The following is a 26704-nucleotide window of genomic DNA, read 5'->3' as shown; positions in this document are numbered from 1 at the left end:
AGTGAATAATAAAAGAACATCCAGGGGAGGTCGGCGGCAACCAATTCGGGTGGTCGCTTCGATGGGAATATCGGCTTTGCGCTGTTTTATGGGGACGGCGTGAACCGGATCTGTTGAGGGGCAGATGGATGACGACTTTAACGCAAGACGTTACCTGGGTGTTGTTGGCAAGTTTCCTTGTCGCCTTGATGCAGGCGGGGTTCACCTGTGTCGAAGCCGGCATGGTTCGGTTGAAAAATTCGATCAACGTCGCGATCAAGAATCTGATCGACTTTTGCCTTAGCAGCGCATTGTTCACCTTGATCGGCTACTCGATCATGTTCGGGGACAGCACGAATGGATGGATCGGTCCGTTCGCGATCGCCGATCTGGATCAGGCCGATCCGGAAACCACGACTTTCTTCATTTTCGAACTGATGTTCTGCGGGACCGCCGCGACAATCATTTCCGGCGCCGTTTCCGAAAGGATGCGGTTTTCCGGCTATATTGTCGTGACCCTGTTGGCGGCTGGGTTGATTTATCCGGTGGTCGGACATTGGATCTGGAACGGCCTGGATGTGGGGCAGGCGACGGGATGGCTGGGTGAAATGGGATTCCTCGATTTCGCCGGGTCGACTGTTGTACACAGTGTCGGCGGATGGATTGCACTGGCCGCCATCATCGTGATCGGTCCGCGTATCGGTCGGTTCGGACCGGGCGGACGGCAGATCGAGGGACACAATCTGCCTATCGCCGTTTTGGGCGTGTTCCTGCTGTGGTTCGGTTTCTTCGGGTTCAACGGCGGCAGTACGCTGGTGCTGGACAGTCGTGTCCCGCATATCGTCGTGAATACCTCCATCGCCGGGGCCATGGGTGGGATCGGCGCCATGGCGATGAGCTGGAAGCTGACCGGCTTTCCGGAGGTCGATCGGATCATCAGCGGCGTTATAGCGGGGATGGTTGCAATCTGTGCGTCGGTCGATCTCGTCACCGTGATCGATTCCGCGATAATCGGATGTGTCGCAGGTGTTTTGACCGTCCTGTCGCTGCTGCTGCTAGAAATGCTGGAAATCGATGATGCGATCGGCGCGGTGCCGTCGCATCTGGTGGCCGGGATTTGGGGCACGCTGGCTGTCGGAATCTTTCCCCCGGCGGATGTCCTGACGGGAGGGTCGCGGTTGGTGCAGTTCGGCATCCAGTCCGTGGGCGTCGTCTCAGTCGGGGCCAGCATTTTCATCTTTTCCTATGTGGCGTTCCGCTTGATCAATATGGTGATCCCGCTGCGTGTGACGGCGGACGAGGAACGCAAGGGACTGAACATTTCCGAACACGGTGCGACATCGGCATTGCTGGATCTGGTCGGGCAATTGAACCAGCAGGCGCGTACCGGCAATTTCGGCATGGCGGTGCAGGTTGAAGAACATTCCGAGGCGTCTGAAATCGCGACCTTCTATAATGCGGTCCGGGAACGCTTTAACCGCGAAACCGAGCGCCGTAAAATGGCGCTGGAGGAATTGGAACGACAGGCTTACACGGACCCGTTGACCGGCCTGTCCAATCGCCGCCATTTCGTGGAATTGCTGGACCAGACGCTCAGCAAGGCCGCGAATGAAAATGCCGACGGCGCGGTCTTCTATTTCGATCTGGACGGGTTCAAGGCCGTGAACGACCAATTGGGCCACGATGCGGGGGACGAATTGCTGCTGCATGTTGCCCAGCGGCTGGAAACGGTAATCGCGGATCGCGGTATCCTTGCCCGATTGGGCGGAGACGAGTTCTCGGCTCTGCTTCCCGGTCCCTTTGCGTCGAATGAATTGCCGGAAACGGTCGCGCGCGAAATGCTGAAGGCGATTTCCCGGCCGTTCGAGCTGAAGGGCGGGGACGCGCTGGTCGGGCTTTCCATCGGCATCGCGCGGTTCGGGCCGTCTGGGATCGCAAAGTCGTCCGCGGCCGTGCTCACCGCCGCGGATCGCGCCATGTATGCGGCGAAGCGGTCCGGTAAAGGCACCTATCGGATGGCGGAGGACGCGACCGTCAACCGGACGTGACATCGTCGGCCAGGGACACGCAAATCCGCCCCAGCATGTCCAGAAAGGCGATGCGTTCGGCGTCGGACAGGGATGCCAAGGCCAATCCGTTGACCGTTTCCACGGCTTGACGGATGGCTTGCGCTTTTTCCTCCGCTTTCCGGGTTAGTTGAACGATCGTCCGCCGCCTGTCGGTATCGTCGGGTCGGCGCGCGATCAGTCCCGCCTTTTCCATCCTGTTCAGGGTCGCCGCCATGGTCGGTTGTTCAATGGCGGCGATCTTCGTCAATTCCGCCTGTGTCGCCTGACGTCCGCCCGCCAGGGCGAAGAAAATCGGCAATTGCCCGGAGGCGACGTCCAGGGACGATAAGCGCTTATCGATCGATTTCGCAAAAAGCCGGGCGGCCCAATTGGTCATGTAACCTGCGGATTGGTGGCGATCGAAATCCATCTTGATCTCCATTAGATAGCAAGCTATATAAAAATGATAGTATGCTATTAATAAGCGCTTGTCGCTTCCCGTCAAGGAGATCCATCATGTCCGGTAAATCGATTGCGGTTCCCGCCCACGCAGTAACTGGGGTGCTGGCCCTGGCCGTCGTGTCGACATTCTTCGTATCGTCAACCGCGGCGCTGGTGTCCGGCGATGCCGGATTTCAACACGACGTAAAACTGGCGATCCTATGGGGGCTGTTGGGACTGGTGCCGTGTTTGGCGGCAACCGGCGCGGCGGGGGCTTCTCTGGCGAAAAAACGCCGGGATACGATGACGGCCACAAAGTACCTACGCATGAAAGTCGTCGCAGTGATAGGGCTGGGTATTCTTGTACCCTGCGCGGTGTATCTGGGATGGCGCGCGTTACAGGGGCAGGGGATACCCTATCCCGTCCAGTATCTGGAATTGGCGGCGGGCGCCTGCAACATCACGCTGCTGACGCTGAATCTACGCGATGGGTTGAAACTGCGCGGAAAGCGACTGTCGGCTTAAACCGAAAAGCTGGTGCCGCAGCCGCAGGACGACGTCGCATTCGGATTGTTGACCTTGAAATAGGCCCCGACCAGATCGTCGACGAAATCCAGTTCCGACCCGGCCAGCAGGTCCATGGAAACGGTATCGGTCACGACTTTCACGCCGTCTTTTTCAAAGATCAGGTCATCCTCGCCGGCGCGTGTGACGAAGTCGAAGCCGTATTGGAAACCGGAACAACCGCCGCCGGAAACGGTGACGCGCAGCATCAGGCCCGGATTCTTTTCCGCTTCGATCAGCTTGGACAGGCGTTTGACCGCCGCGTCGGACAGCGTCATTTCGCGGGGTGCATCCAAGGTGTCGAGCGCGAACGGATCAGACATCGAAAGGTTCCAAACTGGTTGCCATTTTGCCTACACTAGCACATTGCTAGGCTGGTCTTATACCTATGTGTTCCGATAAGAAAGTCAATCGGTGCGCCGGGGGCAAGGCGGTGTATCGGTTTGCGTTGCGGGATTGGAAGGGCAGGGCGGAAATGTCGGTATTCAGGGCTCCTTATGCGACGGACTGGGAACAGTCGCGGGGGCGTATGGTTCCAGAGGATGCGTCGCGCACGCGCACGCCGTTTCAGCGCGATCGTGACCGGATCATCCATTGCACGGCGTTCCGACGTCTTCAGCATAAGACGCAGGTCTTCATCTCGCCGGAAGGCGACCATCTGCGCACCCGACTGACCCATTCCTTGGAAGTTTCCCAGATCGCCCGGTCGATCGCGCGGGTTCTGCGCGCGGACGAGGACCTGACCGAGGCCATCGCGCTGGCCCATGATCTGGGACACACGCCATTCGGTCATGCGGGCGAGGATGCCCTGGATCTTGCCATGACGCATTTTGGCGGCTTCGACCACAATGATCAGGCGTTGCGCGTGTTGGTCCTGCTGGAACAGCGTTATCCGCATTTCGACGGGTTGAACCTGACTTGGGAGACGTTGGAAGGCGTTGTGAAACACAACGGCCCGATTCCCGACGACCGTTTGAACGTCACGTTGAACTGGTTGAACCCGCGCTTCGATCTGGAAATCCACACCCATGCGGGGATCGAGGCGCAGATTGCGGCGATCTCGGACGATATTGCCTATAACCATCACGACATGGATGACGGCTTCCGGGCCGGAATGTTCACGGTCGACCAGATTTGCGACACGGTCCCGCATGTCGGGAAGGCCTTCGCGGAGGTCCGGAAGGAAGAACCGGACGCGCCTGAGCCCGTCCAAGTGTCCGAGGCTGTGCGTCGTCTGATCGGCGACATGGTCGGGGATGTTCTGACCTGCACGCGCCGAAACCTGGAAAAGCACAAGCCGATCAGCGCGGAAGACGTGCGCAACGCCGGGGTGCCGATGGTCCGGTTCACCGACGCGATGAAGGAAAACGAGCGCCAGATTAAGGCGTTCCTATATGACGTCATGTACCGTGCCCCCTCCGTCACGCGGGAGCGTCAGGAAGGCGCGCGGATCATCAAGGACCTGTTTACCTATTTCACGGAAGTGCGCGACGCGCTGGACATGAACTGGCTGAAAGCGTATCCCCGCGCGGTCAACGAACCGTGGGAACGGATCGTCGCCGACTATATCGCCGGTATGACGGACCGTTTCGCAAAGCGGCTGCACAAGCGCATCTTCCGCGGTGAGGATTGACCACCGCAGACCGATTAATCCGGGACGAGTTTTCGCATGAACCTGTTTAGCGACATCAAGGCCGACCTCGTTCGCGCCGCCGAAACCCTGATCGAAGAGGGCGTTCTGCCCCGTGAGACGGATTTGAGCCGCGTCACGGTCGAACCGCCGCGCGACCCCAGCCATGGCGATATGGCGACCAACGCCGCGATGGTTCTGGCGAAACCCGCAAGCCTGAAGCCCCGCGATCTGGCCGACCGGTTCGCGGCGCTGCTGACGGCGGGCGACAAAGTGGCGTCGGCGGATGTCGCGGGTCCCGGTTTCATCAACGTGCGTCTTGCCGACGGCGCGTGGCGATCGGTTGTCAGCGAAATCCTGCGCCTGGGCACGTCCTATGGCGACAGCGATCTGGGCGGCGGGCGTAAGGTGAATGTCGAATACGTATCCGCCAACCCGACCGGCCCGATGCATATCGGTCATGCGCGCGGCGCGGTCGTCGGCGATGCGCTGGCGGGGCTGCTGGCCAAGGCCGGGTTCGACGTCTGCAAGGAATATTGGGTCAACGATGCGGGCGCCCAGATCGATTCCATGGGCTGGGCCGTCTATTGGCGTTATCTGGAAATCCTGGAGCCGGAAGTCTACGACATCACCGATGAACAGGCGATCAAGGGCTTCATGGACTCCATGGGCGTTCCGGACAAGGATCTGGAATATCGAGGCGATTATCTGATCCCCGTCGCCGAAGGCCTGCACCGGGAATATGGCGGCAGCCTTGCCCTGCAGGAGGGGAACGGTCCCTGGAAAGGCCGTCCGGTCGACGAATGGATGCCGAAAATCCGGCTTTTCGCCGTCGCGCATATGCTGGAACGCATCAAGGAAGACCTCGCCGAACTGGGCGTTACGCAGGAGGAATTCGTTTCCGAACGCGACGTGATCGAAAGCGGCAAGGTTAGCGATGTCCTGAACTGGCTGACCGAACAGGACCTGATTTATCGCGGCATCCTGGAACCGCCGAAGGGGCAGAAACCGGAAGATTGGGAGCCGCGCGAACAAACGCTGTTCCGCGCGACGCAATTCGGCGACGATGTCGACCGGCCGTTGCAGAAATCAGACGGTAGCTGGACCTACTTCGCGTCCGACATCGCCTATCACCGCTACAAGTATCAGCGCGGGTTCAACCACCAGATCAACATCTGGGGCGCGGATCACGGCGGCTATGTCAAGCGGATGCAGGCAGCGGTGAAGGCCGTATCGAACGGCGAAGCCTCGCTGACGGTCAAGCTGTGCCAGATGGTGCGCCTGATGGACAAGGGCGAACCGGTGAAGATGTCCAAGCGGGCGGGGAACTTCGTGACCCTGCGCGAATTGGTCGACGCGGTCGGCAAGGATGTCGTGCGCTTCTATCTGCTGACCCGCAAATCCGATGCGCCGCTGGACTTCGACCTCAGCGCGGTGAAGGAACAGTCCCGTGACAATATGGTCTTCTATGTCCAGTATGCCCATGCGCGCGGCCATTCCGTCTTTCGCATGGCGGCGGATCAGATGCCGGGCCTCGATATATCCGCCGACGCCCTGAAAGGCGCCGATCTGTCGCGCCTTACGGAGGAGTCGGAAAAGGCGGTCGTCAAACTGCTGGCCGAATGGCCGCGTCAGGTTGAGGCCGCGGCGGAGGCCGAAGAACCCCACCGTATCGCCTATTACCTCTATGACCTTGCCTCCGCCTTCCACGGCTGGTGGACGAAGGGCAAGGAAGACACGGCGCTCCGCTTCATCCAAGCTGACGATGCGGACGTGACGAAGGCGCGATTGGCGCTGGTCATGGCCGTCCGAATCGTGATCGCATCGGGGCTGTCCGTATTCGGTGTGGAGCCGGTCGAGGAATTGAACTGACCGAAGTCGTTTCGGAAGGTTGATCCCGGCGGGTCCGCTCCCCACATCCTGACATGTTGGGGCGAATGGGGGCATGCTATTGCCTGGAGTGAACAGCGCATGATCGCCTCGGAATATGACGAATTGGACCGCGAGCTTGGCGAACTGGCCGATGGCCGGGGCGCGCCGCGTGCGAGCAAGGGGCTTCGCATCCTGCCGATAGCCGTTGGCGTCGTGTCGGTTCTCGCGCTGGCCGGGATCGTCTGGTACGCGTATACCTCCGGCGTTCGGGAAGGGAGCGAGACCGCTGCCCCGCTGTTGCGTCCGGAAGGGCAGACCAAGGTCGCGCCGACCGATCGCGGCGGTCGGGAAATCGCCGGTACCGAATTAAGCGTCTATGACCGCGTTGCCGGCGTGGAAGGTGCCGATTCTACATCTGTGGAACGCATCCTGCCGCCGCCGGAAGAACCGAAATTGCCGCCGGCGCAACCGACGCAGAATGAGTCTGCGATGATCGCCGAAACCTTGCCGTCCGGGACGCCGCCCATGCCGTCCGCGCAAAACGCGACGCGCGAGCCCGTTCCAGCGCCCGGCACAGCCACTCAGGCCCCCGCGCAGACGCAAGCCCCGGCACAGCCCGTCGAACCGCCGCCGCCGTCGGAACCGGCCTTGGCTGCGCCATTGGAGGCACCACCCGTGGCCGGCAGTGAAACCGCAGAGGTTGCCGCGACGGCGGAGGCCCCCTCGGAAACGGCTCCGCAACCGACCGTCACAGCTCCGCCGACGCAAACCGCCTCGGCCCCGGCGACGAATGCGGGCGACGGATGGCGCATTCAGATCGCCGCGCTGAAAAGCGATGCCGATGCGAAGGCCGAATGGGCGAAGCGTCAGAAAGCTGTCCCGGACCTCCTTGGGCCCTTGGCGCTGGAAATACAGCAGGCAACCGTGAACGGCGTTCAGTATTTCCGCGTGCGCGGCGGCCCCTTGGCCAGTGCCGATGCCGCGAAAGCTCTTTGCGCGCAATTGAAGGCGAAAAGCGTCGCCTGTATCCCCGTCGCCCCCGGAAAATAACATGACATCACCTGTTTCCGCCGTTCTCTTCGGGTGCGAAGGGCTTCGTTTGAGCGATGCTGAAAGACGCTTTTTCGCCGATGCCAATCCGCTGGGCTTCATCCTGTTCGCCCGAAACGTGGATACCCCCGATCAAATCCGTGCGTTGACCGCGGATTTGCGGTCCTCCGTCGGGCGGGCCGACGCGCCGATCCTGATCGATCAGGAAGGCGGGCGTGTGCAACGCCTGCGTCCGCCGCATTGGCGACAGGCCCCGACGGGCCGAGTTCTGGGGGACCTGTATCGCCGGGATGCCGATAAGGGGTTGCGGGCGATCTGGCTCAACTATCGTCTCATCGCGCGGGAATTGACCGATCTGGGGATCGATGTCGATTGCGTGCCGTGCCTGGACATCCCCGTGCCGGGCGCGCATGACGTGATCGGCGATCGGGCCTATGGCGACGATGCGGATACCGTCATCGCGTGCGGACGCATGGCGGCGCAGGCATTGCTGGACGGCGGCGTGTTGCCGATTTCGAAACATATCCCCGGTCATGGCCGGTCGACGGCAGACAGCCATCACGACCTGCCGCGCGTCACGGAACCGCTCGATGTGCTGGAGGCCACGGATTTCGTGCCCTTCAAGGCTTTGAACGGCATTCCGTTGGGCATGACGGCGCATATCGTCTACGACGCGCTGGATGCGGAAAATTGCGCGACGCAGTCGACGGCCGTGATCGGGTATATCCGCGAAACGCTGGGCTTCGACGGATTGTTGATGAGCGACGATCTATCGATGAGGGCGCTTGGCGGCAGTTTTGCGGACCGGGCGCGAACAAGTCTGGCGGCGGGCTGCGACCTCGTCCTGCATTGCAACGGCGATATGGGCGAAATGACGGCGGTCATGGACGGGACGGGGCCTCTTTCCGCCGCTGCCGTACAGCGTTGGGATCGCGCGGCACCGCTGCGGACCGGTACGGGCAGCTTCGATCCTACGGAAGCGCTGGACGAATTGACCGCGCTCTTGGCAAGCTGACACTCTTCCGGCAAACCGGAAGGCAGTACGAATGGGGGAAGGCTTGGTGTCGTCGGGGACGGATACGACGCAGAACGATGCCGATCGAATCGGCGCATTTCAGGAAGATGCGGGACCGGCGGTTTCCGTCTCCATGGATGCGCTCGTCCTGGCCCTGGACGGATTCGAGGGACCGATCGACCTTCTGTTGACCCTGGCCCGCGACCAGAAGGTCGACCTGCACAAGATTTCCATTCTGGCGCTTGCCGAACAATATCTCGCCTTCGTCAACCGGGCACGGGAACTGCGCCTGGAGCTGGCGGCGGACTATCTGGTGATGGCGGCCTGGCTCGCCTATCTTAAATCCAAGCTACTGCTGCCCCCGCCGCATTCCGAAGACGATGAGGAAAACCCGGCGGAACTTGCTGCCCGGCTGGCTTTCCAGCTGCAACGGCTGGAGGCGATGCAGGGCGCGACGAAGCAGCTTTTCGATCGACCGCGCCTCGGACAGGATTTTTTTGCGCGCGGCATGCCGGAACGGCTGCGCGTGTCCAACCGGGCGGTTTACGAATCCAATCTCCTCGACCTTCTGCGGGTCTATGGCGATATCCGGCGCAAGCAGGATGTCGGCGGCCAGTTGCGCATCATGCCGACGCGCCTTGTGTCGATGGAGCAGGCCGCAAGGCGGTTGCGCGCCATTCTGGGAGACATGCCCGACTGGCAAACGCTGGAACGCTTCATTCCCTATGAAAGCGAGGACCCGTTGCTGCGTCGGTCCGCCATGGCATCGACCTTCGCAGCAAGCCTGGAACTGTCCAAGGAAGGACTGGTGGAAATTCGCCAGACCGGCATTTTCGGGACGATCTACATGCGGGCCAAGCCTGGGGCGGATCTGTCGCAACCGCCTTCGGATGCGCTGGCCGCCGATGAAGACCCGCTGGATCCGGACGATCTGGATCTCTTCGACGACATGAAGGACGACTCGTAACGAGTTGAAAAACAATATGGATCGATTCCAACAATTACGCCTTCTCGAAGCCATGCTCTTTGCCGCGAAAGAGCCGGTCCCGGACCCGGTCCTGCTGGAACGGCTGCCGGAAGGCGTCGATCTGCCGTCGCTGCTGGAGGAATTGCAGGGCATGTATGCGGCGCGCGGCGTGGTGCTGGTAAAGGTGGGGAAGGGCTGGTGCTTCCGTACGGCGGAAGACCTGTCCGGCTATATGGTGTTGGAACGCGAGGTGCCGCGAAAGCTGTCGCGTGCGGCCACGGAAACCCTGGCGATCATTGCCTATCACCAGCCGGTGACGCGGGCGGAGATCGAGGAAATCCGCGGCGTCGCCCTGTCGAAAGGGTCGATGGACGCCCTGCTGGAAGCGGAATGGATTCGTCCGCGCGGCCGCCGCCGCGCGCCGGGGAAACCGGTGACCTGGGGCACGACGGAGCAGTTCCTGGCGGATTTCGGATTGGAAGACCTGACCGACTTGCCGGGGATCGAGGAACTGAAGGCGGCGGGTCTGCTGGACAGCCGTCCCAATCTGGGCGCCATCGCCATGCAGGCCGACGATACCGACGGCGAAGACGAGGAAGACCTTGCCGACGCGGCGGAACGGGAAGCCTATTTGGAAAACGACGATCTGTTCGACGCCGTCGAAACCGAAGAGCAGATCGTGCTGGACGAGTGATCCTTCCTGAAAGCAAGTGTTGAGCCTGCGTTTCAGTCTCAATAGGCTGGGGCCGATCTGGCGGTTATGGATAAGTTTGGCGCAATGACGGTTCCCACAATCGAATTGAAGGCGGTGCATCACCTCTACGGCGACCGTCCGTCCGTGTGTGGCTTGGACCTGCAAGTCTATCCGGGGGAGGTGGTGTGCCTGTTGGGTCCGTCCGGTTGCGGCAAGACGACCGCGCTTCGGATCGCGGCGGGGCTGGAAGACGTGCAATCCGGTTCGGTTGAACTGGATGGGACGGTCGTTTCCACAGCCAATTTGACGGTACCGCCGGAAAAGCGGGAAATCGGTCTGGTTTTTCAAGACTATGCCTTGTTCCCGCATATGACGATCGCCGCGAATATCGCCTTCGGTCTGCATGACCGCGCGACGGCGAAGGCGCGGGTCGCGGAAGTCCTGGAACAGGTTGGCCTGACCGAATATGCCGATGCCTATCCGCATGAACTGTCCGGTGGGCAGCAGCAGCGCGTCGCCCTGGCCCGCGCCCTGGCGCCGAGGCCGAAGGCGGTATTGATGGACGAACCCTTTTCCGGCCTGGATGCACGCTTGCGCGAGGCGGTACGGGACCGAACGCTGCATATCCTGAAATCGACCGGCGCGGCGGTGCTGATGGTCACGCATGATGCGGAAGAGGCGATGCATATGGCCGACCGGATCGTCGTCATGCGCGCCGGGAAGGTACAGCAGGAAGGCCCGCCCGACGAACTCTACCTACATCCGAACAGCGGCTTCGTTGCCGCGTTCTTCGGCGATGTGAACCGGATCGACGTGACCGTGTCCGGCGGTATGGCGGAAACGCCGATCGGACGCTTCGCGTGTCAGGGTTTTGCCGACGGACGCATGGTCGAACTGGTGATCCGCCCGGAAGCGCTGACCCTTGTGCCTGTAGACGAGGGACGAAGGGCCCAGGTGAAAGTACTGGCCTCGCGTATGCTGGGGCGGACCAGCCTGCTGCATTTATGCACCTGCGTCGGGTCGGAAATAGAACTGCATCTGCACGCGCGCGTTCCCGGTCGGTTCCTGCCGGAGGCCGGTTCTGTATTTTCCGTGGATTTGGATCGCAGTCAGGTCTTTGTTTTTCCGGTCGGAGAGGCTACATAGCGAAACATGGATATTTCGGGCCGCGTGTGCGGTCCGGGAAGACAAACGGCCGGATGGGGTGGGAAGGTAACGCTCATCGCAAATCGGCAGGCTACAGGGGATAGTTTCATGGGTGCCTTTTCTTGGTGGCATTGGTTGATTGTGCTGGTGATTGTCGTTCTGCTGTTCGGTGGTAAGGGCAAGATTTCCAGCATCATGGGCGACTTCGGCAAGGGTCTGAAATCCTTCAAGAAGAACATGAAGGAAGAGGCGGACGCCCCGGCGGCGGACGCCGATGCCAAGCGCATCGCCGACGATTCCGCGTCGGACGAGGCCGACTCCAAAAAGGACACGGCAGCCAAGAGCTGACGGATCTGGCCCGTTCCCGGCGCGTGGTGTAACCCGCGCGACGGGGCGGGTGTGTTGGGGCGGGTGTGTTTATGACTTCAGACTTGCGGTGAGCCATGCTCGACTTCGGTTGGCAGGAATTTATGGTGATTGCCGTCGTGACCGTCCTTGTCGTCGGTCCGAAGGAATTGCCGCGTGTGTTCCGAACGATTACCGGGGTGATGCGCAAGGCGCGATCGATGGCGAACGAATTCCACAGCGCCATGGACGAAATGGCGCGTGAGGCGGACCTTGAGGACGTCAAAAAGGAATTCAACAAGGTCAAGAACGGTTCTTCCGATTGGGTGAAGGATATCGATCCGACCGGGGAAATCGACAAATCCGTCAAGGAAATGAAGGATGAGGTCGATTCCGCGCGGAAGATCGCGAACGCGCCGTCGGCGATGAATCCGACCGCGTCCTATCCCGCGAAATCCGACACGGCGAAGCCTGCGGACACGAAGGCGGACGAAAAGCCCGCGCCGACCGGCGGGGCTGGAGCCGAAAAGGCGGCTGCCGAGAAAACCGTATCGAAGGCTGCGGTTAAGAAAGCGGCGACGAAGACCGCCACCAAGAAAGCGGCCGCTAAGAAAGTAGCGACGAAGACTGCCGCCAAGAAAACGGCGACCACGAAGGCCACTGCCAAAAAAACTGCCGCCAAAAAAGCCGCCGTGAAAAAAGCTACTGTGAAAACCGCTGAAGCAAAGCCCTCTCCGTCGCCCAGCGCGACGACCCCGGCGCCCCAGATCAAATCAGAGCCCAAGGACAATGACGCATGAGCGCGTTAGACGATGATGAAATGGAGGCCTCGAAGGCCCCATTGATGGATCATCTGAAAGAACTGCGTAAGCGGCTCTTGATCTCCGTCGGCGCCTTGGTGATCGGTTTCTTCATCGCCTTCGCTTTCGCGGAGCAGATTTACACCTTCCTGGCGGGGCCGCTGGTCCAGGCGTGGGGGGAGGACCTAGCCGGCCGACGCATGATCTTCACGGCGCCGCAGGAATGGTTCTTCACGCAGATGAAGGTCGCGTTCTTCGCGTCCTTCTGCTTCACCTTCCCGCTGATCGCCAGCCAGATGTGGGCCTTTATCGCCCCCGGCCTGTACCGCCATGAACGTCAGGCTTTCCTGCCGTTCCTGTTGGCTACGCCGTTCCTGTTCATCCTGGGATCGGCTTTCGTTTATTACCTCGTCATGCCGGTGGCGCTGAACTTCTTCCTGGGCTTCGAACAGTCGGCCATGGACGGCGTGCGCGTCGAAATGGAAGCGAAGGTCAGCGAATATCTGTCTTTCGCCATGACGCTGATTTTCGCCTTCGGCCTGTGTTTCGAACTGCCGGTTCTGCTGACGCTGTTGGTCAAGGTCGGCATCACCAGTTCGAAGAGCCTGAAGGAAAAGCGGCGCTACGCGATCCTGATCGCCTTCGTTGCCGCCGCAATCCTGACGCCGCCGGACCCGCTCAGCCAGATCGGGCTCGCGGTGCCGATTATCCTGCTCTACGAAATCTCCATCTGGTGCGCGACCCTGATCGAGGCGAGCAAGCGCCGTCGGGACAAGGAACTCGGCATCGGGGACGATGACGAGGAAGAGGATGACGACGAGGACGAAGAGTCCGCCGAAAAGCAGGAAGAGGGCTCATCCAAGAAGTCCAAGTCCGACGGCGACACGTCTGAATACGGCCCGTAATCCAATACTTCCTTTGCGTTGAAATTTCAGAGTTTAGACGAGGTGTGACATGCACGACCTTAAGTTCATCCGCGAAAACCCGGACGCGTTCGATGCCGCGATGAAGATGCGCGGCCTGGAACCGCAGGCATCCGTGATCCTGTCGCTGGACGAGTCGCGCCGGTCCGCCCAAACCCGCATGCAGGACATGCAGAGCCGTCGCAACACGGTGTCCAAGGAAGTGGGCCAGCGGAAGGCGAAGGGCGAAGACGCCGACGACCTGATCGCCGAGGTTCAGGCCCTGAAAGACGGTCTCGCCCAAGCGGAAACGGAAGAGCGCGAGCATGCGGAAAAGCTGGACGGGCTTTTGTGTTCCCTGCCGAACCTGCCGTTCGAGGATGTGCCTTTTGGCGCGGATGAGGACGACAATGTCGAAATCCGCAAAGTCGGCAATCCGAAGCCGTTCTCGTTCGATGCGAAAGAACATTTCGAACTGGGCGAGGCGCTCGGTCTCATGGATTTCGAAACGGCGGCGACCATGTCCGGCGCCCGCTTCGTCATCCTGAAAGGGGCCTTGGCGCGTCTGGAACGGGCGCTCGCCAATTTCATGCTGGACACCCATACCGGCATGAACGGCTATACGGAGGCGATCCCGCCCTTCCTGGTGCGCGACAATGCCGTGTTCGGCACGGGGCAGCTTCCGAAATTCTCGGAAGACCTGTTCCATACGGATAACGGATTCTGGCTGATCCCGACGGCGGAAGTACCGCTGACGAATACGGCGGCGGAAAAGATCTGGGACGAAACCGACTTGCCGATGCGTTACACCGCATGGACGCCGTGCTTCCGGTCGGAAGCGGGCGCGGCGGGCAAGGACACGCGCGGCATGATCCGCCAGCACCAGTTCTCCAAGGTCGAAATGGTGTCCATCGTGCATCCCGATAAGTCGGAAGAAGAACACGAACGGATGACGGCCTGCGCCGAAGGTATTTTGCAGGCCTTGGGCCTGCCGTATCGCACGGTCGTGCTGTGCACCGGCGATATGGGCTTCGGCGCGCGCAAGACCTACGATATCGAAGTCTGGCTGCCCGGCCAGGATCGCTATCGCGAAATCTCAAGCTGTTCCAATTGCGGGGATTTTCAGGCGCGTCGCATGAAGGCGCGCTTCCGCAGCGCGGGCGAGAAGGGCACGCGGTTTGTCCATACCCTGAACGGGTCGGGACTGGCCGTCGGCCGCACGCTGATCGCGGTTTTGGAAAATTATCAGAATGCCGATGGGACGATCACGGTTCCGGAAGCCCTGCGCGGTTATATGGGTGGGATCGAGGTCATCGGGGCTGCGGGCTGATGAGTGTCCGGACGCCGATAGATTTGTCGACGGCGCGGGTTCTGATCGTCAACGATGACGGGATCGACGCCCATGGCCTTGGCGTGTTGGAGGAGTCTATCCGTCCGCATGTCGGGGAATTGTGGGTTTGCGCCCCGTCGGAAGGGCACAGCGGGGCCTCCGCCATGGTCTCCCTTCGTCGGGAAGTGGATATCCTGAACCGTGGCGAGCGCCGCTTTGCCGTCACAGGCCGCCCGGCAGACAGCGTCCAGGCGGCGCTGCGCCTGCTGATGACTGAAACCCCGCCGGACCTCGTCCTGTCCGGGGTCAATCACGGCATCAATATCGGCAGCGACCTGATCTATTCCGGGACCGTGGGGGCGGCCTTGTCGGCGGCGGTGAACGGCATCCCGGCCATCGCGCTCAGCGCCGATCATCCGCCGAAACAGGCGGTGACGGAAGAAACCTGGGAAGAGGTTGCGCGACTTTTGCCGGGCGTGGTGCGGCGTATTTGCAGCTTCGGCTTTCCGACCGCGACGATTTACGGGGTGAATTTCCCGATTTCCACTACCTCGGAAGACCCGATGATCTGTCGTCAGAGCGATGTCGGCGATACGTTCTATTACAGCGAGGTCGCAGGCGTGCCCGGACGCTATCGCCTGCATCATGGCGGCGAGGGGACGGGCGGTCTGGACGGCACGGATTTGGGCGCCGTGGCCGCGGGGCGGATCGGTATTACCCCAATCACCTGCGACAGAACCAACCACGCGCTCTTGCGCGAGGCTGCCGAAGCGCTCTAAACCTAGCACTGGCCATGATATCTGGACGAGACCGTGATTGCGATGGATCTGCAGTCCGAACGGGCGCGGCTGATTCTGACGCTGCGCCGTAACGGGATCAGCGACCAGGCGGTGTTAACCGCCCTGGAACAGATCCCGCGCGAATATTTCGTGCCGGATACCTTCCTGCGCCATGCCTATGACGATTCCGCGCTGCCGATCGGTCGCGGGCAGACGATATCGCAGCCCCTTGTCGTCGCGATGATGACCGAGGCCCTGGCGCTCAACAAACGATGCAAGGTGCTGGAGATCGGCACGGGGTCCGGGTATCAGGCCGCGATTTTGAGCCGTCTGTCGCGGCGGGTCTATACGATCGAACGCCACAAGCCGCTGCTGCGCGAATCCGAATCCCTGTTCAAGCATTTCGACCTGCACAATATCGTCACCCGGTACGGCGACGGGATGGCGGGCTGGCCGGAACAGGCGCCCTTCGACCGCATCATCGTCACGGCGGCGGCGATGGAAGTGCCACAGGCCCTGATCGATCAACTGGCACCGGACGGCATTATCGTCGCGCCGGTCGGGGATGCCCATCATCCGCAAAGGTTGCTGCGCGGGACGCGCACCGACGCCGGGATGGACTGGGTGGAACTGGGCGGCGTGCGCTTCGTGCCGCTATTGCCGGGCGTGGAGGCGGAATCGTGATCCGCAGAATCGCCAGCGGCGCCTTGCTATTGCTTCTCGTCGGATGCGGGGGAAGTTCGGGACCGCAGATTCGCATCTTCGACGGGTCGTCGGTCCCCAGCGGCGGGCAGGGCAGCGGGCGTACGACGGGCGGCTTTTCCGATACCGTGATTTCCGGGGATCAGCACCGGGTGCAGCGGGGCGAAACGCTGTATTCGATTTCCCGGCGTTATGGTGTGCCGCTGCGTTCCCTGATCGTGGAAAACAGTTTGGACCCGCCCTATGAGCTTCAGGTCGGTCAGGTGCTGCGCCTGCCGAAAGCGAGGGTCCATACCGTTCGTGCCGGGGAAACGGTTTACGGCATTTCGCGCCAATACAATGTCGCCATGAACGAATTGGTGCGCGTGAACGGCATCCAATCGCCCTTCACCATCAAGGTCGGTCAGAAACTGGCGATCCCGGCATCGACGCAGACCCAACGGACCGTCGTGTCGGTCAGCCCATCCGCGCCGCCCGCGACCACCGGTGCCCCAAGGCCGGAAGCTAAACCGTCCAGCCCAGGGATGGCGGCGCAGGTTCCGTCACCCGCGACGCCCGCGCCGCAGCCGGCGCCCGAACCGGTGACGCAACCCCCGGCCAAAGTGCCGGACCTGCCCAGTTACGATACTGCGGGCTTGCCGCATCCGTATGGGAAGCCCGCGCCGCCGCCGCGTTTGGTCGGGCCGATCCCGCAACCGCCTGCCTTGACCGGGGATGGGTTCCTGTGGCCCGTCCGGGGCAAGGTTGTGTCCAATTACGGACCGAAGGGGAAGGGGCTGCACAATGACGGCATCAATATCGCCGCGCCGCGCGGCAGCGCGATCCGAGCATCCGAAAACGGGGTCGTCGCCTATGCCGGGGATGGGCTGCAAGGTTTCGGTAATATCGTGTTGGTGAAACATGCCGACGGTTATGTCACCGCCTATGCCCATGCCGACACACTGCTGGTGACGCGCGGGCAGGTCATCACGCGGGGGCAGGCCATTGCAAAGGTCGGTTCGACCGGCACGGTCGATAGCCCGCAAGTGCATTTCCAAATTCGCAAAGGCCGGGAAGCCCTGGACCCGCGTCGATTTCTGCTGACCAGCTGAGAAAACGGGGACCGTGAGGTCCCCGTGTCTAAAAGGTCAGGCCTTGGCCAATCGGTCGAAACCGGCTTCCAGATCGGCGATCAGATCGTCTGGATCTTCCAGGCCGATATGCAGGCGCAGGACGGTCCCGGAATCTGTCCAAGGCACGGCCGTGCGCAGGCGACCGGGGAAGCTGGTGACGATCAGGCTTTCGAATCCGCCCCAGGACGCGCCGATGCCGAAATAATTGTAGTTTTCCATCATGGATTCCAACGCGGCCCGGCTGGGCGGGTCGATCAGGATGGAAAACAGGCCGCAGGCCCCGGAGAAGTCACGTTTCCACAGGGCATGGTCCGGATGGCTTTCCAGCCCCGGATGCATGACCATCCGGACTTCCGGTCGCTGTTCCAGCCATTTTGCGACTTTCAGCCCCGCCTCGTGATGGTGTTTCAGGCGCGTCGGCATGCTGCGCAATCCGCGTTGGACGAAATAGGTATCGTCCGGGCTGGCGCCCATGCCGGTCGCCGCAATCGCCATCTGCACCTTTTCAAAGGTTTCGGGGGTAGCACAGGACACGCTGCCCAGCATGACGTCGGAATGCCCGCCCTGATACTTCGTCAAGGCATGGACCGAAATATCGACGCCGATGGCCAACGGCTTGAAGAAATACCCGGCGCTCCAGGTATTATCGATCCCGGTCACGACTCCGGCCTTTTTCGCGGCGGCGACAACGGCGGGAACGTCCGTCAGTTCCATGGTCAGCGAGCCCGGGCTTTCCAGCCAGATCATCTTCGTTTCCGGGCGGATATGGTTGGCGATGCCGCCACCGATCCGCGGGTCGAAATATTCGATTACGCAGCCCAGTTGCTTCAGGTAGCCTTCGGCCAGTCGGCGCACGGGTTCATAGACATTGTCGGTGATCAGGAAATGCGCGCCCGGTGATGCATAGGCCAGGAAGGGGATGGCGCAGGCGGCCATGCCGCTGGGCACCAGGGCCGTATCCTCCGCCTGTTCGATTTCGCTTAACGCATCGCGCAGGGAAAATTGCGTTGGCGTGCCGTGCAGCCCATAGCGGACAAAATGCTTGCCGTATTTGTGGACGTTTTCCTTGTGGCGGTTTTCCCAGGAATCCAGTGTGGGGTGCAGGATCGTCGAGGCGCGAAAGACCGGCGGATTGACGACGCCGAAATTGTCCAGGGGGCGACGGCCCGCGTGAACCGCAATTGTGTCATCCCGTGTGCTTTTGTTGGAGCTCATGCTCGAATCCATTTTTTAGTACCAGAGGAGATGCAGCCTAAGTAACGGCGGCGGAAATGCAATTCCCCCGTTAAGCCGAAAGAGTTGTCGAATTATGGATCATGTGGACTGCCTGATTATCGGGGCCGGAGTCGTCGGCCTAGCCTGTGCAAAGCAAATGGCGGAGCAAGGCCGCGAGGTCATTGTGGTCGAGTCGGAATCGGCGATCGGCACGGGGACGAGTTCGCGCAATAGCGAGGTCATTCACGCCGGTATCTATTACCCCGAAGGCAGCCTGAAGGCGCGTCTTTGTGTCGAGGGGCGGCGCAGGCTTTACGACTATTGCCGGGACCGGGGGGTACCGCATCGTCAATGCGGGAAACTGATTGTCGCGACGACAGCTGCGGAAGACGTGGTTCTGGACGGCATCTTGGCGAAAGCGGAACGCAACGGCGTGACGGGCGAGGATGCGCTGAAGCCGATTTCCGGGGCGGAAGCCATGGAGTTGGAACCGGCCCTGGCTTGCACCAAGGCGCTGATATCCCCATCGACCGGGATCGTGGACAGTCATTCCCTGATGCTGGCCTATCAGGGCGACGCCGAGGCGCATGGGGCGATGCTGGCTTTCGACACGCCGGTCGCGGGCGGAAAGGTCCATGAAGACGGCACCGAAATTCGCACGGGCGGGGCGGCCGCCCTGTCCGTCAAGGCGCGAACCGTCATCATTGCCGCCGGATTGTACAGTCAGGACGTCGTCCGATCCCTGGACGGCTTTCCCGCAACCGCGATTCCCGATCAATATTTCTGTAAGGGCAATTATTTCGTGCTGTCCGGAAAATCACCGTTCAGCCGCCTGATCTATCCCGTTCCGGCGAAGGCGGGGCTTGGGGTCCATGTCACCATCGACATGCAGGGACGCACACGGTTCGGGCCGGATACCGAATGGATCGATAGACCGGAAAGCCCGGATGTCTATCGGGTCGACCCGAGACGGGGAGACGGATTCGCGGACGCGATCCGCCGCTATTACCCCGACATGGATCCGGCGGCATTGTCGCCGGGCTATTCCGGCATTCGACCGAAACTGAACCCGGCAGGGGCCGTCGGTGACGATTTCAGGATAGACGGACCGGATGCGCATGGCGTTCCCGGTCTCGTCTGCCTGTACGGGATCGAAAGCCCCGGTTTGACCGCGTCCCTTGCGATTGCGCGGCATGTATCCGAAAAACTGGGGCACTCGGGACATTAAAGCCCCAGCTCGGACAGGCCGGGATGGTCGGTGGGGCGCGGCCCCAGCGGCCAATGGAACAGGCGGTCCGATTCGGAAATCGGCAGGTCGTTGATCGACGCGCGACGCACGGCCATCAAGCCGTCCGGGGCGAATTCCCAGTTCTCATTGCCATAGGCCCGAAACCACGTGCCGTCCGGACGCATGGCTTCATAGGCATAGCGCACGGCAATTCGATTGTCGGTGAAGGCCCATAATTCCTTGATCAGGCGATATTCCCGTTCTTCGGCCCATTTTCGGGTCAGGAAATCACGAACCGCATCGCGCCCGATGAGAAATTCACTGCGGTTTCGCCAATCGGAATCGAGTGTATAGGCCTCGGCGACTTTCTCCGGGTCGCGACGGTTCCAGCCGTCTTCGGCGGCGCGCACTTTCAGAATAGCCGTTTCCTGGGTGAATGGCGGAACGGGCGGGCGGGTCATGGTATGCTCCTTATGTGAACAGATCAGTACAGTTTGCTTTTCGTAAATGTACCGATCGGTAAATAAAGTCAACTGACATTCGTCCGATTTTTGGATAGATTGCGTTTCGGGAATTCAGAGAGATCGATAAAATATTTATAAATCAATCGGTTAAATTGTAAGTTAATCGCCGTGGAATATCTGGGAAGTGGTGAAAGCGGGAGGTTTTATGCGTCCGAGCAAGCGTGATGAACTGGTGCAAAACGCCCTGACGATCTTTTACCGTGAGGGCTTCCACGCTGCGGGTATGGACCTGCTGTCGGCGGAAACAGGCATCTCGAAGACGACGATGTTCAAACACTTCCGCAGCAAGGAAGACCTGATTCTTGCGGTCCTGAAGCTGCGGGACGAACAGTTCCGGACTTGGTTATTTTCCCGTATGGAGGAGGCGGAGACTCCGAAAGGGCAGCTGTTGGCTCTGTTCGACGCGTTGGGGGAGTGGTTCGCGGAACCTGAATTCAGATCCTGTATGTTTATTAAGGCCGCGTCGGAATATCCCGATCCGGCCCATCCGATCCATGCGCAGGCGGCGGAACACAAGCGGCTGTTGTTCGGTCAGGTGGAAAAAATTACGGCGCAGGCTGGGGCCGATGACCCGGCGGCCTTGGCGCGGATGCTGCTGCTACTGAAGGAAGGGGCGATCGTTACCGCCCATCTGGGACACGAAAAGGATCCGGCAAAAGACGCGAAGGCCGCTGCCGCGGCCTTGCTGTCCGGATTACCGGGCTGACGATTGCCGGGTTGCCGATTGCTGGCGGGCCCGATTCGGTGAATACGGGTCTCTAATGGCCGGTATTGCGGATGATCAGGCTGTAATTATACGCGATACCGAAACCGGCCAGAAGCAAGCCGACCCATTGCATCGTGTGATCCGCAGCCCCGCTGGAGAGGAAAAGCCCCAGGATCGCGATGATCGACATGAAAATTCCCATCGCCCAATTGCCCATTTCTTCGCTCCTTTAACACATTCGGCAAATCTTCGGTTACACTTAACCCAGACGAGTATGCCGTACCTTGACCTGTATCAATGTGACAAAGTCACGAATGGATCATAAACGGCATCACTACCAGCGGGTTAAAGTGTAACCCGGAACGCGGTTGGAGATAAGAGAGATGAGTGCTTCGCAAGCCTCTGCGGTGATGGGGGAACCCGTCGGGACACCGCAATACAACGAAACCGTCGTGCGGTGTTTTACCGTCGCCACGATGTTTTGGGGGGTTACGGCCTTTACGGTCGGCGTGTTTATCGCGCTTCAGTTGGCTTTCCCCCTTCTGAATTTCGACGTTTCATTCCTGTCCTTCGGGCGCCTGCGGCCGCTGCATACCTCTGCGGCGATTTTCGCGTTCGGGGGGAACGCGCTGCTGGCAACGTCGCTGCATGTCGTGCAGCGCACCTGTCGGACGCCGCTCTATGGCGGGCCGGAAGTAGCGATGTTCCTGTTCTGGGGGTATCAGCTGTTCATCGTCATGGCGGCTCTCGGTTACGTCACCGGGATCACGCAGGGCAAGGAATATGCGGAACCGGAATGGTATGTCGATCTTTGGCTGACGCTGGTCTGGGTCGTCTACCTGATCGTTTTCCTGGGCACGATCATGCGCCGAAAGGAACCGCATATCTATGTGGCGAACTGGTTCTATCTGGCCTTCATCGTCACCGTCGCGATGCTGCATGTCGTGAACAACATCTCCATGCCGGTGTCGTTCTTCGGGGCAAAAAGCTACTCGCTGTTCTCCGGGGTTCAGGACGCGCTGACGCAGTGGTGGTACGGGCATAACGCGGTCGGGTTCTTCCTGACGGCGGGTTTCTTGGGCATGATGTACTATATCATTCCGAAACAGGCCCAACGTCCGGTCTATTCCTACCGTCTGTCGATCGTCCACTTCTGGTCGCTGATCTTCCTCTACATCTGGGCCGGCCCGCACCATCTGCACTATACGGCGCTGCCGGAATGGGCGCAGACGCTGGGCATGGTGTTTTCCGTGATGCTGTGGATGCCCAGCTGGGGCGGTATGATCAACGGGATCATGACCCTGTCCGGCGCGTGGGAAAAACTGCGGACCGATCCGGTGTTGCGCTTCATGGTGACGGCCGTGGCCTTCTACGGCATGTCGACCTTCGAAGGGCCGTTGATGTCGGTGCGCGCGGTCAACTCACTCAGCCACTATACCGACTGGACCATCGGCCACGTGCATTCCGGTGCGCTGGGCTGGGTCGCGCTGATCAGCTTCGGTGCGGTCTATTATCTGGTGCCGGTCCTGTGGAACCGCGATCGCCTGTACAGCATCAAACTGGTCGCGTGGCACTACTGGATTTCGACCATCGGGATCATCCTCTACATCACCTCGATGTGGGTGTCCGGTATTCTCCAGGGTCTGATGTGGCGGTCCTATGACGACCTCGGCTTCCTGCAGTACAGCTTCGTGGAAACCGTGGCGGCCATGCATCCCTTCTATGTGATCCGGGCGATTGGCGGGGTCTTCTTCCTGCTGGGCAGCCTGATCATGGTCTACAACCTGATCCGCACGATCCAGGGCCATACGCGTGAAGAAGGGGCGGTCACCCGCTTCGGCGTCGCGCCGGCCGCTGCCGAATGATCGGGGAGGCGATAAGATGTCTTTGATCAAACATAAATTCGTCGAAACCAACATCTCGCTGATGACGGTTTTGGTTCTGGTCACGGTCGCCATCGGCGGGATTGTCGAATTGGTGCCCCTGTTCACCATCGAAAGCACGATCGAAAAGGTTCGCGGTGTGCGGCCCTATTCGCCGCTGGAACTGGCCGGGCGTAACATCTATATCCGCGAAGGCTGCTACAACTGCCACTCGCAGATGGTGCGCCCGTTCCGGGACGAGGTCGAACGCTACGGTCACTATTCGATCGCTGCGGAAAGCATGTACGACCATCCGTTCCAGTGGGGATCGAAGCGGACCGGACCCGATCTGGCCCGCGTCGGCGGTAAATATTCCAATGACTGGCACGATCTTCACCTGAAGAATCCGCGCGCGGTCGTACCGGAATCGATCATGCCCGGCTATCCCTTCCTGGCGGAAAGCGATCTCGACGTTGCCGATATCGCGGATCACCTGAAGGCGTTGACCTATGTCGGTGTGCCCTATTCGGAAGAGATGATCGCCGCCGCCCATGACGACCTGGTCGCCCAGGCCGATCCGGACGGGGATTGGGATGCCGTGCAGGAACGCTATCCGGGCGCCGTGGTCGGCGATTTTGATGGCGATCCGACCCGGTTGACCGAAATGGATGCGCTGATTGCCTACCTTCAGATGCTCGGCACGCTGGTCGATTTCAGCCAGTACGACGCCGACGCCCTACGGCAATAGGAGGATCGCATCATGTGGGACTCTATCGTTGAACTGGCGAATGCCGGGTGGAATGCGTGGCTTCTGGCGATGTTCGTCATCGCCGTCGCCTATGCCTTCTGGCCCAGCAAGAAGCGCCAGAAAGAGATGGATCACGCGGCGCGTATCCCATTCGAGAACGACGATAACGATGTCGGGCACACCACCCGGCACCGGACTTGAGGAGGCATGTCATGCCGACGAAGATTGAAAAAGACTCGGTCACCGGCGTTGAGACGACCGGCCATACCTGGGACGGCATTCAGGAACTGAACAATCCGCTTCCGCGCTGGTGGCTCTATGTCTTCTACGCCTGTATCATTTGGTCCATCGGTTATGCCGTGATGTTCCCGTCGGTTCCCCTGGGGACGACCTATTTCGAGGGTACGGAAGGTTATTCCGCCCGTGTCGAGGTCGAACAGGAATTGGCGGCGGCCGACGCGGCGAAGGGCGAAATCCTGAACCGTATCGCGACGTCCGACCTGGAACAGATCCGTCACGACGACGATATGCTGGCCTTCTCCGTCGCGGGCGGTGGGGCGGCCTTCGCCGAAAACTGCGTGCCGTGTCACGGGTCGGGCGCGACAGGCGGTCCGGGTTATCCCAGCCTCCAGGACGACGACTGGCTGTGGGGCGGTGAATTGGCAACGATCCAGCAAACCATCCAGCACGGTATCCGTTGGGACAAGGACGACGACACGCGGTTTTCGGAAATGCCCGCCTTCGGCGACGGCATTCTGGAAACGGATCAGATCGAGCAGGTCGCCAATTATGTGTTGAGCCTGACCGGCCATGAGCACGATGCCTCCGCTGCTGCCGAAGGGGCCGCGGTTTTCGAGGAACAGTGCGTCGCCTGCCATATGGAAGGCGGTGTCGGGAACAAGGAACTCGGCGCACCGGCCCTGAACGATCAAGTCTGGCTCTATGCCGATAACTACGACGCGATCGTCAATCAGATTTCCAAGCCCCGCCACGGCGTCATGCCGGCATGGGCTGGCCGTCTGAACCCGGTCACGATCAAGATGCTGACGGTCTATGTCCACTCGCTGGGCGGCGGTCAGTAAGAACCCGCGTATAGGTTCGTACAAAATAGGAAAGGGCGGCCTGGTCGGGCCGCCCTTTTCGTTTCGCACGCGGGTGTCGTCAGTATCCGGGCGTCAGGATTTTTACCGATTTCGGGATATGCCCGGCCCGCACAGGGTCGGGGACTTGTTTGGTTTCCTGCCCGACGACCTCGAACCCAGCCTTCTGATACCCGGCCAGGGCCTTGGGGTGATCCAGGGTGCAGGTATTCACCGACAGCTTTTCCGGTGCCGGGCTGCGGTTCCAGGCGCAATCGATCGCCCATTGCAGCAGATAGGGGCCGAAGCCACGACCGATAAATTCCGGCAGCAGGCCGAAATAGGCGACTTCTGCCTCCGTCGGCATGGCGCGGAAATCCAATTCCACGAATCCCGTCGGAACCCCGCCCAGGCTGAGGACGTAAATCTCCACCGCGTCGTCGTGAATGATCGCCGCGAGTTCTCCGTCGGATTTTAGGCGCCGTTCCCACCACAGCCAGGGATCGCCGACCGTGTGTTGCAGGTAGCGATAATAGGACACCGTCGGTTCATGCAGACGCTGGAGGCTGAGCGGTTGTTCGGTTGCGGGCGGATGCGGCATCGGTCGGTCGGGGCGCGCTGTCATTTCCAGATAGGTGATGGTTACATCCAACAGGCGGTCGCCCATATCCGCCGACGGGGCGGGCGGTTCGACCAGCCATTTCGCCATCAGCATGCGCGGCTCGCGCTGGTAATCCAGGGCGTCATAGACGGCCAGGACCTTCTCGTTCCCTTCCCGGATGATCAGTTCCACCTTCGGGCAGCCGAGATCGCGCAGCCAGTTTTCCGCCGCCGCCGTGATGGGGCGGGACAGGCCCTTGCCTTGATGATCGGGCGAAATGGCGACGTAGTAGATCCAGCCCCGATGCCCGTCGAATCCGGCCATGGCGGAGGCGATGACGGCCCCGTCGACTTCCCCGACCAGAACGGTCGATCCCGCATAGCGCCGTGCCAATGCGATATCCGCTTCCGGATCGTTCCAGGGCCGTGTCAGGCCGCATTCCTGCCAAAGCGTTACCAGATGCGGAATATCCGCATCCGTGCATTCGCGAATGTTCATGGATGTTGTTTTCCGTTCGGATTGTCGATGGGCGTGTCGGGACGGCTGCCCCATTCCGACCAGGACCCGTCATAGACTGCTGCCGTATCGTCGCCAAGAAGGCTGAGGCCCAGCGCCAGGACGCAGGCCGTAACCCCGGAACCGCAAGATGCGACGACCTTGTCACGGCCCAGTTTGATCCCCGCCTTTCGGAAGGAGGATTCCAGGGCGTGGATGTCCTTGACCCGTTTTGTGTCGGGGTCGACCAGATCGCTGAAGGGCAGGTTCAGGGACCCCGGAATATGCCCGCCGCGCAGTTCCGGGCGCGGTTCCGGCGCCGTGCCGTCGAACCGGCCCGCAGATCGGGCGTCCAGGATCGTATCCTGCTTGGACGTCAAGTTCGCGGTGACGTCGGCGAGGCGTCGGATCAGCTCCGGCCGGAAGGAGGCTTCGAACCGGCCGGCCGTAACCGGGGCGGGGGCGCCGCTATCCACCGGCAACCCTGCTGCTTTCCAGGCAGGCAGACCGCCGTCGAGGACCGATACTGAGTCATGGCCGAACAGGCGGAACATCCACCACGGACGCGCCGCGGAAAACAAACCGTAGGCGTCATAGCAGACGACATGGCTGTCATTCGAAATGCCCAAACCGGCAGCGACCTTTGCGAAGTCTTCCGGCGACGGAACCATATGGGGCAGGGGATCCGTCTTGTCCTTCACGCCATCGATGTCGAAGAACCGTGCGCCGGGAATATGTTCCGCCAGGAATTCGGCCTTCGCGTCGCGGTTCACATTGGGCAGGTGATAGGTTGCGTCCAAAACGACCGTCTTGGGATCGTCCAACCGGCCTTTCAGCCATTGCGGGGAAACGAGCGGGAATTGGGACATG

General features: G+C 60.9%; 29 protein-coding genes. 22 read left to right on the top strand and 7 right to left on the bottom strand.

Annotated elements, in window-relative coordinates:
• The first annotated feature begins 128 nt into the window (after positions 1–128).
• Entirely contained in the window at positions 129–2027 is a 1899-nt protein-coding gene (amt, locus tag HH303_RS06410; RefSeq protein ID WP_169624405.1) for an ammonium transporter, read from the top strand.
• Here amt and HH303_RS06405 read toward each other — a convergent pair.
• Entirely contained in the window at positions 2014–2457 is a 444-nt protein-coding gene (locus HH303_RS06405) for a MarR family winged helix-turn-helix transcriptional regulator (RefSeq protein ID WP_169624404.1), read from the bottom strand. The genes amt and HH303_RS06405 overlap by 14 nt on opposite strands.
• An 86-nt stretch (positions 2458–2543) precedes the next feature.
• Between HH303_RS06405 and HH303_RS06400 the strand changes: the two genes are divergently transcribed.
• Positions 2544–2993, top strand: coding sequence for a hypothetical protein (locus tag HH303_RS06400; RefSeq protein WP_169624403.1), 450 nt, complete (start codon positions 2544–2546; stop codon positions 2991–2993).
• On the opposite strand, the gene erpA is transcribed toward HH303_RS06400, so the two are convergent.
• Entirely contained in the window at positions 2990–3355 is a 366-nt protein-coding gene (erpA, locus tag HH303_RS06395) for an iron-sulfur cluster insertion protein ErpA (RefSeq protein ID WP_169624402.1), read from the bottom strand. The two genes, HH303_RS06400 and erpA, sit on opposite strands and share 4 nt — an antisense overlap.
• A 152-nt stretch (positions 3356–3507) precedes the next feature.
• Between erpA and HH303_RS06390 the strand changes: the two genes are divergently transcribed.
• The 14 genes from HH303_RS06390 to HH303_RS06325 all read left to right on the top strand — a co-directional run bounded on the left by HH303_RS06390 (position 3508) and on the right by HH303_RS06325 (position 17355).
• Positions 3508–4665 carry a deoxyguanosinetriphosphate triphosphohydrolase gene (locus HH303_RS06390; RefSeq protein WP_169624401.1) on the top strand — a complete coding sequence of 386 codons (1158 nt, stop codon included), beginning with the start codon at positions 3508–3510 and terminating at the stop codon, positions 4663–4665.
• A gap of 36 nt (positions 4666–4701) precedes the next feature.
• Entirely contained in the window at positions 4702–6534 is a 1833-nt protein-coding gene (gene argS / locus HH303_RS06385; RefSeq protein WP_169624400.1) for an arginine--tRNA ligase, read from the top strand.
• A gap of 99 nt (positions 6535–6633) precedes the next feature.
• The gene (locus HH303_RS06380) at positions 6634–7584 is read left to right on the top strand and encodes an SPOR domain-containing protein (RefSeq protein ID WP_169624399.1); all 951 of its coding nucleotides are present in this window, start codon (positions 6634–6636) and stop codon (positions 7582–7584) included.
• 1 nt (position 7585) lies between these two features.
• The gene (nagZ, locus tag HH303_RS06375) at positions 7586–8599 is read left to right on the top strand and encodes a beta-N-acetylhexosaminidase (RefSeq protein ID WP_169624398.1); all 1014 of its coding nucleotides are present in this window, start codon (positions 7586–7588) and stop codon (positions 8597–8599) included.
• Positions 8600–8630: 31 nt separating this feature from the next.
• The gene (locus HH303_RS06370; RefSeq protein ID WP_169624397.1) at positions 8631–9566 is read left to right on the top strand and encodes a segregation and condensation protein A; all 936 of its coding nucleotides are present in this window, start codon (positions 8631–8633) and stop codon (positions 9564–9566) included.
• Positions 9567–9582: 16 nt separating this feature from the next.
• On the top strand, positions 9583–10260 hold the full coding sequence (gene scpB / locus HH303_RS06365; protein ID WP_169624396.1) for an SMC-Scp complex subunit ScpB: 678 nt from the start codon (positions 9583–9585) through the stop codon (positions 10258–10260).
• An 84-nt stretch (positions 10261–10344) separates the two neighbouring features.
• Positions 10345–11406, top strand: a complete 1062-nt coding sequence (locus tag HH303_RS06360; protein WP_227421607.1) for an ABC transporter ATP-binding protein — start codon at positions 10345–10347, stop codon at positions 11404–11406.
• A gap of 108 nt (positions 11407–11514) precedes the next feature.
• Positions 11515–11754 carry a twin-arginine translocase TatA/TatE family subunit gene (locus HH303_RS06355; RefSeq protein ID WP_169624394.1) on the top strand — a complete coding sequence of 80 codons (240 nt, stop codon included), beginning with the start codon at positions 11515–11517 and terminating at the stop codon, positions 11752–11754.
• Between the two features lie 95 nt (positions 11755–11849).
• The gene (gene tatB / locus HH303_RS06350; protein WP_169624393.1) at positions 11850–12551 is read left to right on the top strand and encodes a Sec-independent protein translocase protein TatB; all 702 of its coding nucleotides are present in this window, start codon (positions 11850–11852) and stop codon (positions 12549–12551) included.
• Positions 12548–13456, top strand: coding sequence for a twin-arginine translocase subunit TatC (gene tatC / locus HH303_RS06345; protein ID WP_169624392.1), 909 nt, complete (start codon positions 12548–12550; stop codon positions 13454–13456). The genes tatB and tatC overlap by 4 nt, the downstream gene beginning before the upstream one ends.
• 49 nt (positions 13457–13505) lie before the next feature.
• Complete coding sequence (gene serS, locus HH303_RS06340) at positions 13506–14783, top strand: serine--tRNA ligase (protein WP_169624391.1); 1278 nt, start codon at positions 13506–13508, stop codon at positions 14781–14783.
• A complete protein-coding gene (gene surE, locus HH303_RS06335; protein ID WP_169624390.1) occupies positions 14783–15562 on the top strand; it encodes a 5'/3'-nucleotidase SurE in 780 nt (259 codons plus the stop codon). The genes serS and surE overlap by 1 nt, the downstream gene beginning before the upstream one ends.
• 42 nt (positions 15563–15604) lie before the next feature.
• The gene (locus HH303_RS06330) at positions 15605–16246 is read left to right on the top strand and encodes a protein-L-isoaspartate(D-aspartate) O-methyltransferase (RefSeq protein ID WP_227421606.1); all 642 of its coding nucleotides are present in this window, start codon (positions 15605–15607) and stop codon (positions 16244–16246) included.
• The gene (locus HH303_RS06325) at positions 16243–17355 is read left to right on the top strand and encodes a LysM peptidoglycan-binding domain-containing protein (RefSeq protein ID WP_169624389.1); all 1113 of its coding nucleotides are present in this window, start codon (positions 16243–16245) and stop codon (positions 17353–17355) included. The genes HH303_RS06330 and HH303_RS06325 overlap by 4 nt, the downstream gene beginning before the upstream one ends.
• A gap of 36 nt (positions 17356–17391) precedes the next feature.
• On the opposite strand, the gene metC is transcribed toward HH303_RS06325, so the two are convergent.
• The gene (gene metC / locus HH303_RS06320; RefSeq protein ID WP_169624388.1) at positions 17392–18591 is read right to left on the bottom strand and encodes a cystathionine beta-lyase; all 1200 of its coding nucleotides are present in this window, start codon (positions 18589–18591) and stop codon (positions 17392–17394) included.
• A 94-nt stretch (positions 18592–18685) separates the two neighbouring features.
• Here metC and HH303_RS06315 point away from each other — a divergent pair, with 94 nt between their 5' ends.
• Positions 18686–19819, top strand: a complete 1134-nt coding sequence (locus HH303_RS06315; RefSeq protein WP_169624387.1) for an NAD(P)/FAD-dependent oxidoreductase — start codon at positions 18686–18688, stop codon at positions 19817–19819.
• Here the strand turns inward: HH303_RS06315 and HH303_RS06310 are convergent.
• Positions 19816–20280, bottom strand: a complete 465-nt coding sequence (locus tag HH303_RS06310) for a nuclear transport factor 2 family protein (protein WP_169624386.1) — start codon at positions 20278–20280, stop codon at positions 19816–19818. The two genes, HH303_RS06315 and HH303_RS06310, sit on opposite strands and share 4 nt — an antisense overlap.
• A 208-nt stretch (positions 20281–20488) precedes the next feature.
• Between HH303_RS06310 and HH303_RS06305 the strand changes: the two genes are divergently transcribed.
• Entirely contained in the window at positions 20489–21049 is a 561-nt protein-coding gene (locus HH303_RS06305; RefSeq protein ID WP_169624385.1) for a TetR/AcrR family transcriptional regulator, read from the top strand.
• Between the two features lie 52 nt (positions 21050–21101).
• On the opposite strand, the gene HH303_RS06300 is transcribed toward HH303_RS06305, so the two are convergent.
• The gene (locus HH303_RS06300) at positions 21102–21266 is read right to left on the bottom strand and encodes a hypothetical protein (protein WP_169624384.1); all 165 of its coding nucleotides are present in this window, start codon (positions 21264–21266) and stop codon (positions 21102–21104) included.
• Positions 21267–21432: 166 nt separating this feature from the next.
• Between HH303_RS06300 and ccoN the strand changes: the two genes are divergently transcribed.
• From ccoN to ccoP, 4 genes are read left to right on the top strand one after another with little or no spacing between them, the layout of a single operon-like run.
• On the top strand, positions 21433–22914 hold the full coding sequence (ccoN, locus tag HH303_RS06295; RefSeq protein ID WP_406610923.1) for a cytochrome-c oxidase, cbb3-type subunit I: 1482 nt from the start codon (positions 21433–21435) through the stop codon (positions 22912–22914).
• A 16-nt stretch (positions 22915–22930) separates the two neighbouring features.
• Positions 22931–23659, top strand: a complete 729-nt coding sequence (gene ccoO / locus HH303_RS06290) for a cytochrome-c oxidase, cbb3-type subunit II (RefSeq protein ID WP_169624383.1) — start codon at positions 22931–22933, stop codon at positions 23657–23659.
• A gap of 12 nt (positions 23660–23671) precedes the next feature.
• On the top strand, positions 23672–23860 hold the full coding sequence (locus HH303_RS06285; protein WP_169624382.1) for a cbb3-type cytochrome c oxidase subunit 3: 189 nt from the start codon (positions 23672–23674) through the stop codon (positions 23858–23860).
• Between the two features lie 11 nt (positions 23861–23871).
• Positions 23872–24741, top strand: coding sequence for a cytochrome-c oxidase, cbb3-type subunit III (gene ccoP / locus HH303_RS06280; protein WP_169624381.1), 870 nt, complete (start codon positions 23872–23874; stop codon positions 24739–24741).
• 79 nt (positions 24742–24820) lie between these two features.
• Here ccoP and HH303_RS20045 read toward each other — a convergent pair whose 3' ends face one another.
• Together HH303_RS20045 and sseA are read right to left on the bottom strand one after the other, a co-directional pair.
• On the bottom strand, positions 24821–25837 hold the full coding sequence (locus HH303_RS20045) for a GNAT family acetyltransferase (RefSeq protein WP_227421605.1): 1017 nt from the start codon (positions 25835–25837) through the stop codon (positions 24821–24823).
• Positions 25834–26703 (bottom strand): 3-mercaptopyruvate sulfurtransferase, encoded by an 870-nt coding sequence (sseA, locus tag HH303_RS06265; RefSeq protein ID WP_169624380.1) that lies wholly within the window; start codon positions 26701–26703, stop codon positions 25834–25836. The genes HH303_RS20045 and sseA overlap by 4 nt, the downstream gene beginning before the upstream one ends.
• Position 26704 lies beyond the last annotated feature (1 nt).

Source organism: Pacificispira spongiicola, assembly GCF_012926505.1.
Lineage (GTDB): Bacteria > Pseudomonadota > Alphaproteobacteria > UBA8366 > Aestuariispiraceae > Pacificispira > Pacificispira spongiicola.
The sequence above is the reverse complement of the archived record's forward strand: the minus strand, read 5'-3'. Positions and strand labels throughout refer to the sequence as shown.

What these genes read in the sequence shown, in the direction of transcription:
- amt (WP_169624405.1), top strand. Translation starts at nt 129, where the DNA reads ATGACGACTTTAACGCAAGACGTTACCTGGGTGTTGTTGGCAAGTTTC.
- HH303_RS06405 (WP_169624404.1), bottom strand. Translation starts at nt 2,457, where the DNA reads ATGGATTTCGATCGCCACCAATCCGCAGGTTACATGACCAATTGGGCC.
- HH303_RS06400 (WP_169624403.1), top strand. Translation starts at nt 2,544, where the DNA reads ATGTCCGGTAAATCGATTGCGGTTCCCGCCCACGCAGTAACTGGGGTG.
- erpA (WP_169624402.1), bottom strand. Translation starts at nt 3,355, where the DNA reads ATGTCTGATCCGTTCGCGCTCGACACCTTGGATGCACCCCGCGAAATG.
- HH303_RS06390 (WP_169624401.1), top strand. Translation starts at nt 3,508, where the DNA reads ATGTCGGTATTCAGGGCTCCTTATGCGACGGACTGGGAACAGTCGCGG.
- argS (WP_169624400.1), top strand. Translation starts at nt 4,702, where the DNA reads ATGAACCTGTTTAGCGACATCAAGGCCGACCTCGTTCGCGCCGCCGAA.
- HH303_RS06380 (WP_169624399.1), top strand. Translation starts at nt 6,634, where the DNA reads ATGATCGCCTCGGAATATGACGAATTGGACCGCGAGCTTGGCGAACTG.
- nagZ (WP_169624398.1), top strand. Translation starts at nt 7,586, where the DNA reads ATGACATCACCTGTTTCCGCCGTTCTCTTCGGGTGCGAAGGGCTTCGT.
- HH303_RS06370 (WP_169624397.1), top strand. Translation starts at nt 8,631, where the DNA reads ATGGGGGAAGGCTTGGTGTCGTCGGGGACGGATACGACGCAGAACGAT.
- scpB (WP_169624396.1), top strand. Translation starts at nt 9,583, where the DNA reads ATGGATCGATTCCAACAATTACGCCTTCTCGAAGCCATGCTCTTTGCC.
- HH303_RS06360 (WP_227421607.1), top strand. Translation starts at nt 10,345, where the DNA reads ATGACGGTTCCCACAATCGAATTGAAGGCGGTGCATCACCTCTACGGC.
- HH303_RS06355 (WP_169624394.1), top strand. Translation starts at nt 11,515, where the DNA reads ATGGGTGCCTTTTCTTGGTGGCATTGGTTGATTGTGCTGGTGATTGTC.
- tatB (WP_169624393.1), top strand. Translation starts at nt 11,850, where the DNA reads ATGCTCGACTTCGGTTGGCAGGAATTTATGGTGATTGCCGTCGTGACC.
- tatC (WP_169624392.1), top strand. Translation starts at nt 12,548, where the DNA reads ATGAGCGCGTTAGACGATGATGAAATGGAGGCCTCGAAGGCCCCATTG.
- serS (WP_169624391.1), top strand. Translation starts at nt 13,506, where the DNA reads ATGCACGACCTTAAGTTCATCCGCGAAAACCCGGACGCGTTCGATGCC.
- surE (WP_169624390.1), top strand. Translation starts at nt 14,783, where the DNA reads ATGAGTGTCCGGACGCCGATAGATTTGTCGACGGCGCGGGTTCTGATC.
- HH303_RS06330 (WP_227421606.1), top strand. Translation starts at nt 15,605, where the DNA reads ATGGATCTGCAGTCCGAACGGGCGCGGCTGATTCTGACGCTGCGCCGT.
- metC (WP_169624388.1), bottom strand. Translation starts at nt 18,591, where the DNA reads ATGAGCTCCAACAAAAGCACACGGGATGACACAATTGCGGTTCACGCG.
- HH303_RS06315 (WP_169624387.1), top strand. Translation starts at nt 18,686, where the DNA reads ATGGATCATGTGGACTGCCTGATTATCGGGGCCGGAGTCGTCGGCCTA.
- HH303_RS06310 (WP_169624386.1), bottom strand. Translation starts at nt 20,280, where the DNA reads ATGACCCGCCCGCCCGTTCCGCCATTCACCCAGGAAACGGCTATTCTG.
- HH303_RS06305 (WP_169624385.1), top strand. Translation starts at nt 20,489, where the DNA reads ATGCGTCCGAGCAAGCGTGATGAACTGGTGCAAAACGCCCTGACGATC.
- HH303_RS06300 (WP_169624384.1), bottom strand. Translation starts at nt 21,266, where the DNA reads ATGGGCAATTGGGCGATGGGAATTTTCATGTCGATCATCGCGATCCTG.
- ccoN (WP_406610923.1), top strand. Translation starts at nt 21,433, where the DNA reads ATGAGTGCTTCGCAAGCCTCTGCGGTGATGGGGGAACCCGTCGGGACA.
- ccoO (WP_169624383.1), top strand. Translation starts at nt 22,931, where the DNA reads ATGTCTTTGATCAAACATAAATTCGTCGAAACCAACATCTCGCTGATG.
- HH303_RS06285 (WP_169624382.1), top strand. Translation starts at nt 23,672, where the DNA reads ATGTGGGACTCTATCGTTGAACTGGCGAATGCCGGGTGGAATGCGTGG.
- ccoP (WP_169624381.1), top strand. Translation starts at nt 23,872, where the DNA reads ATGCCGACGAAGATTGAAAAAGACTCGGTCACCGGCGTTGAGACGACC.
- HH303_RS20045 (WP_227421605.1), bottom strand. Translation starts at nt 25,837, where the DNA reads ATGAACATTCGCGAATGCACGGATGCGGATATTCCGCATCTGGTAACG.
- sseA (WP_169624380.1), bottom strand. Translation starts at nt 26,703, where the DNA reads ATGTCCCAATTCCCGCTCGTTTCCCCGCAATGGCTGAAAGGCCGGTTG.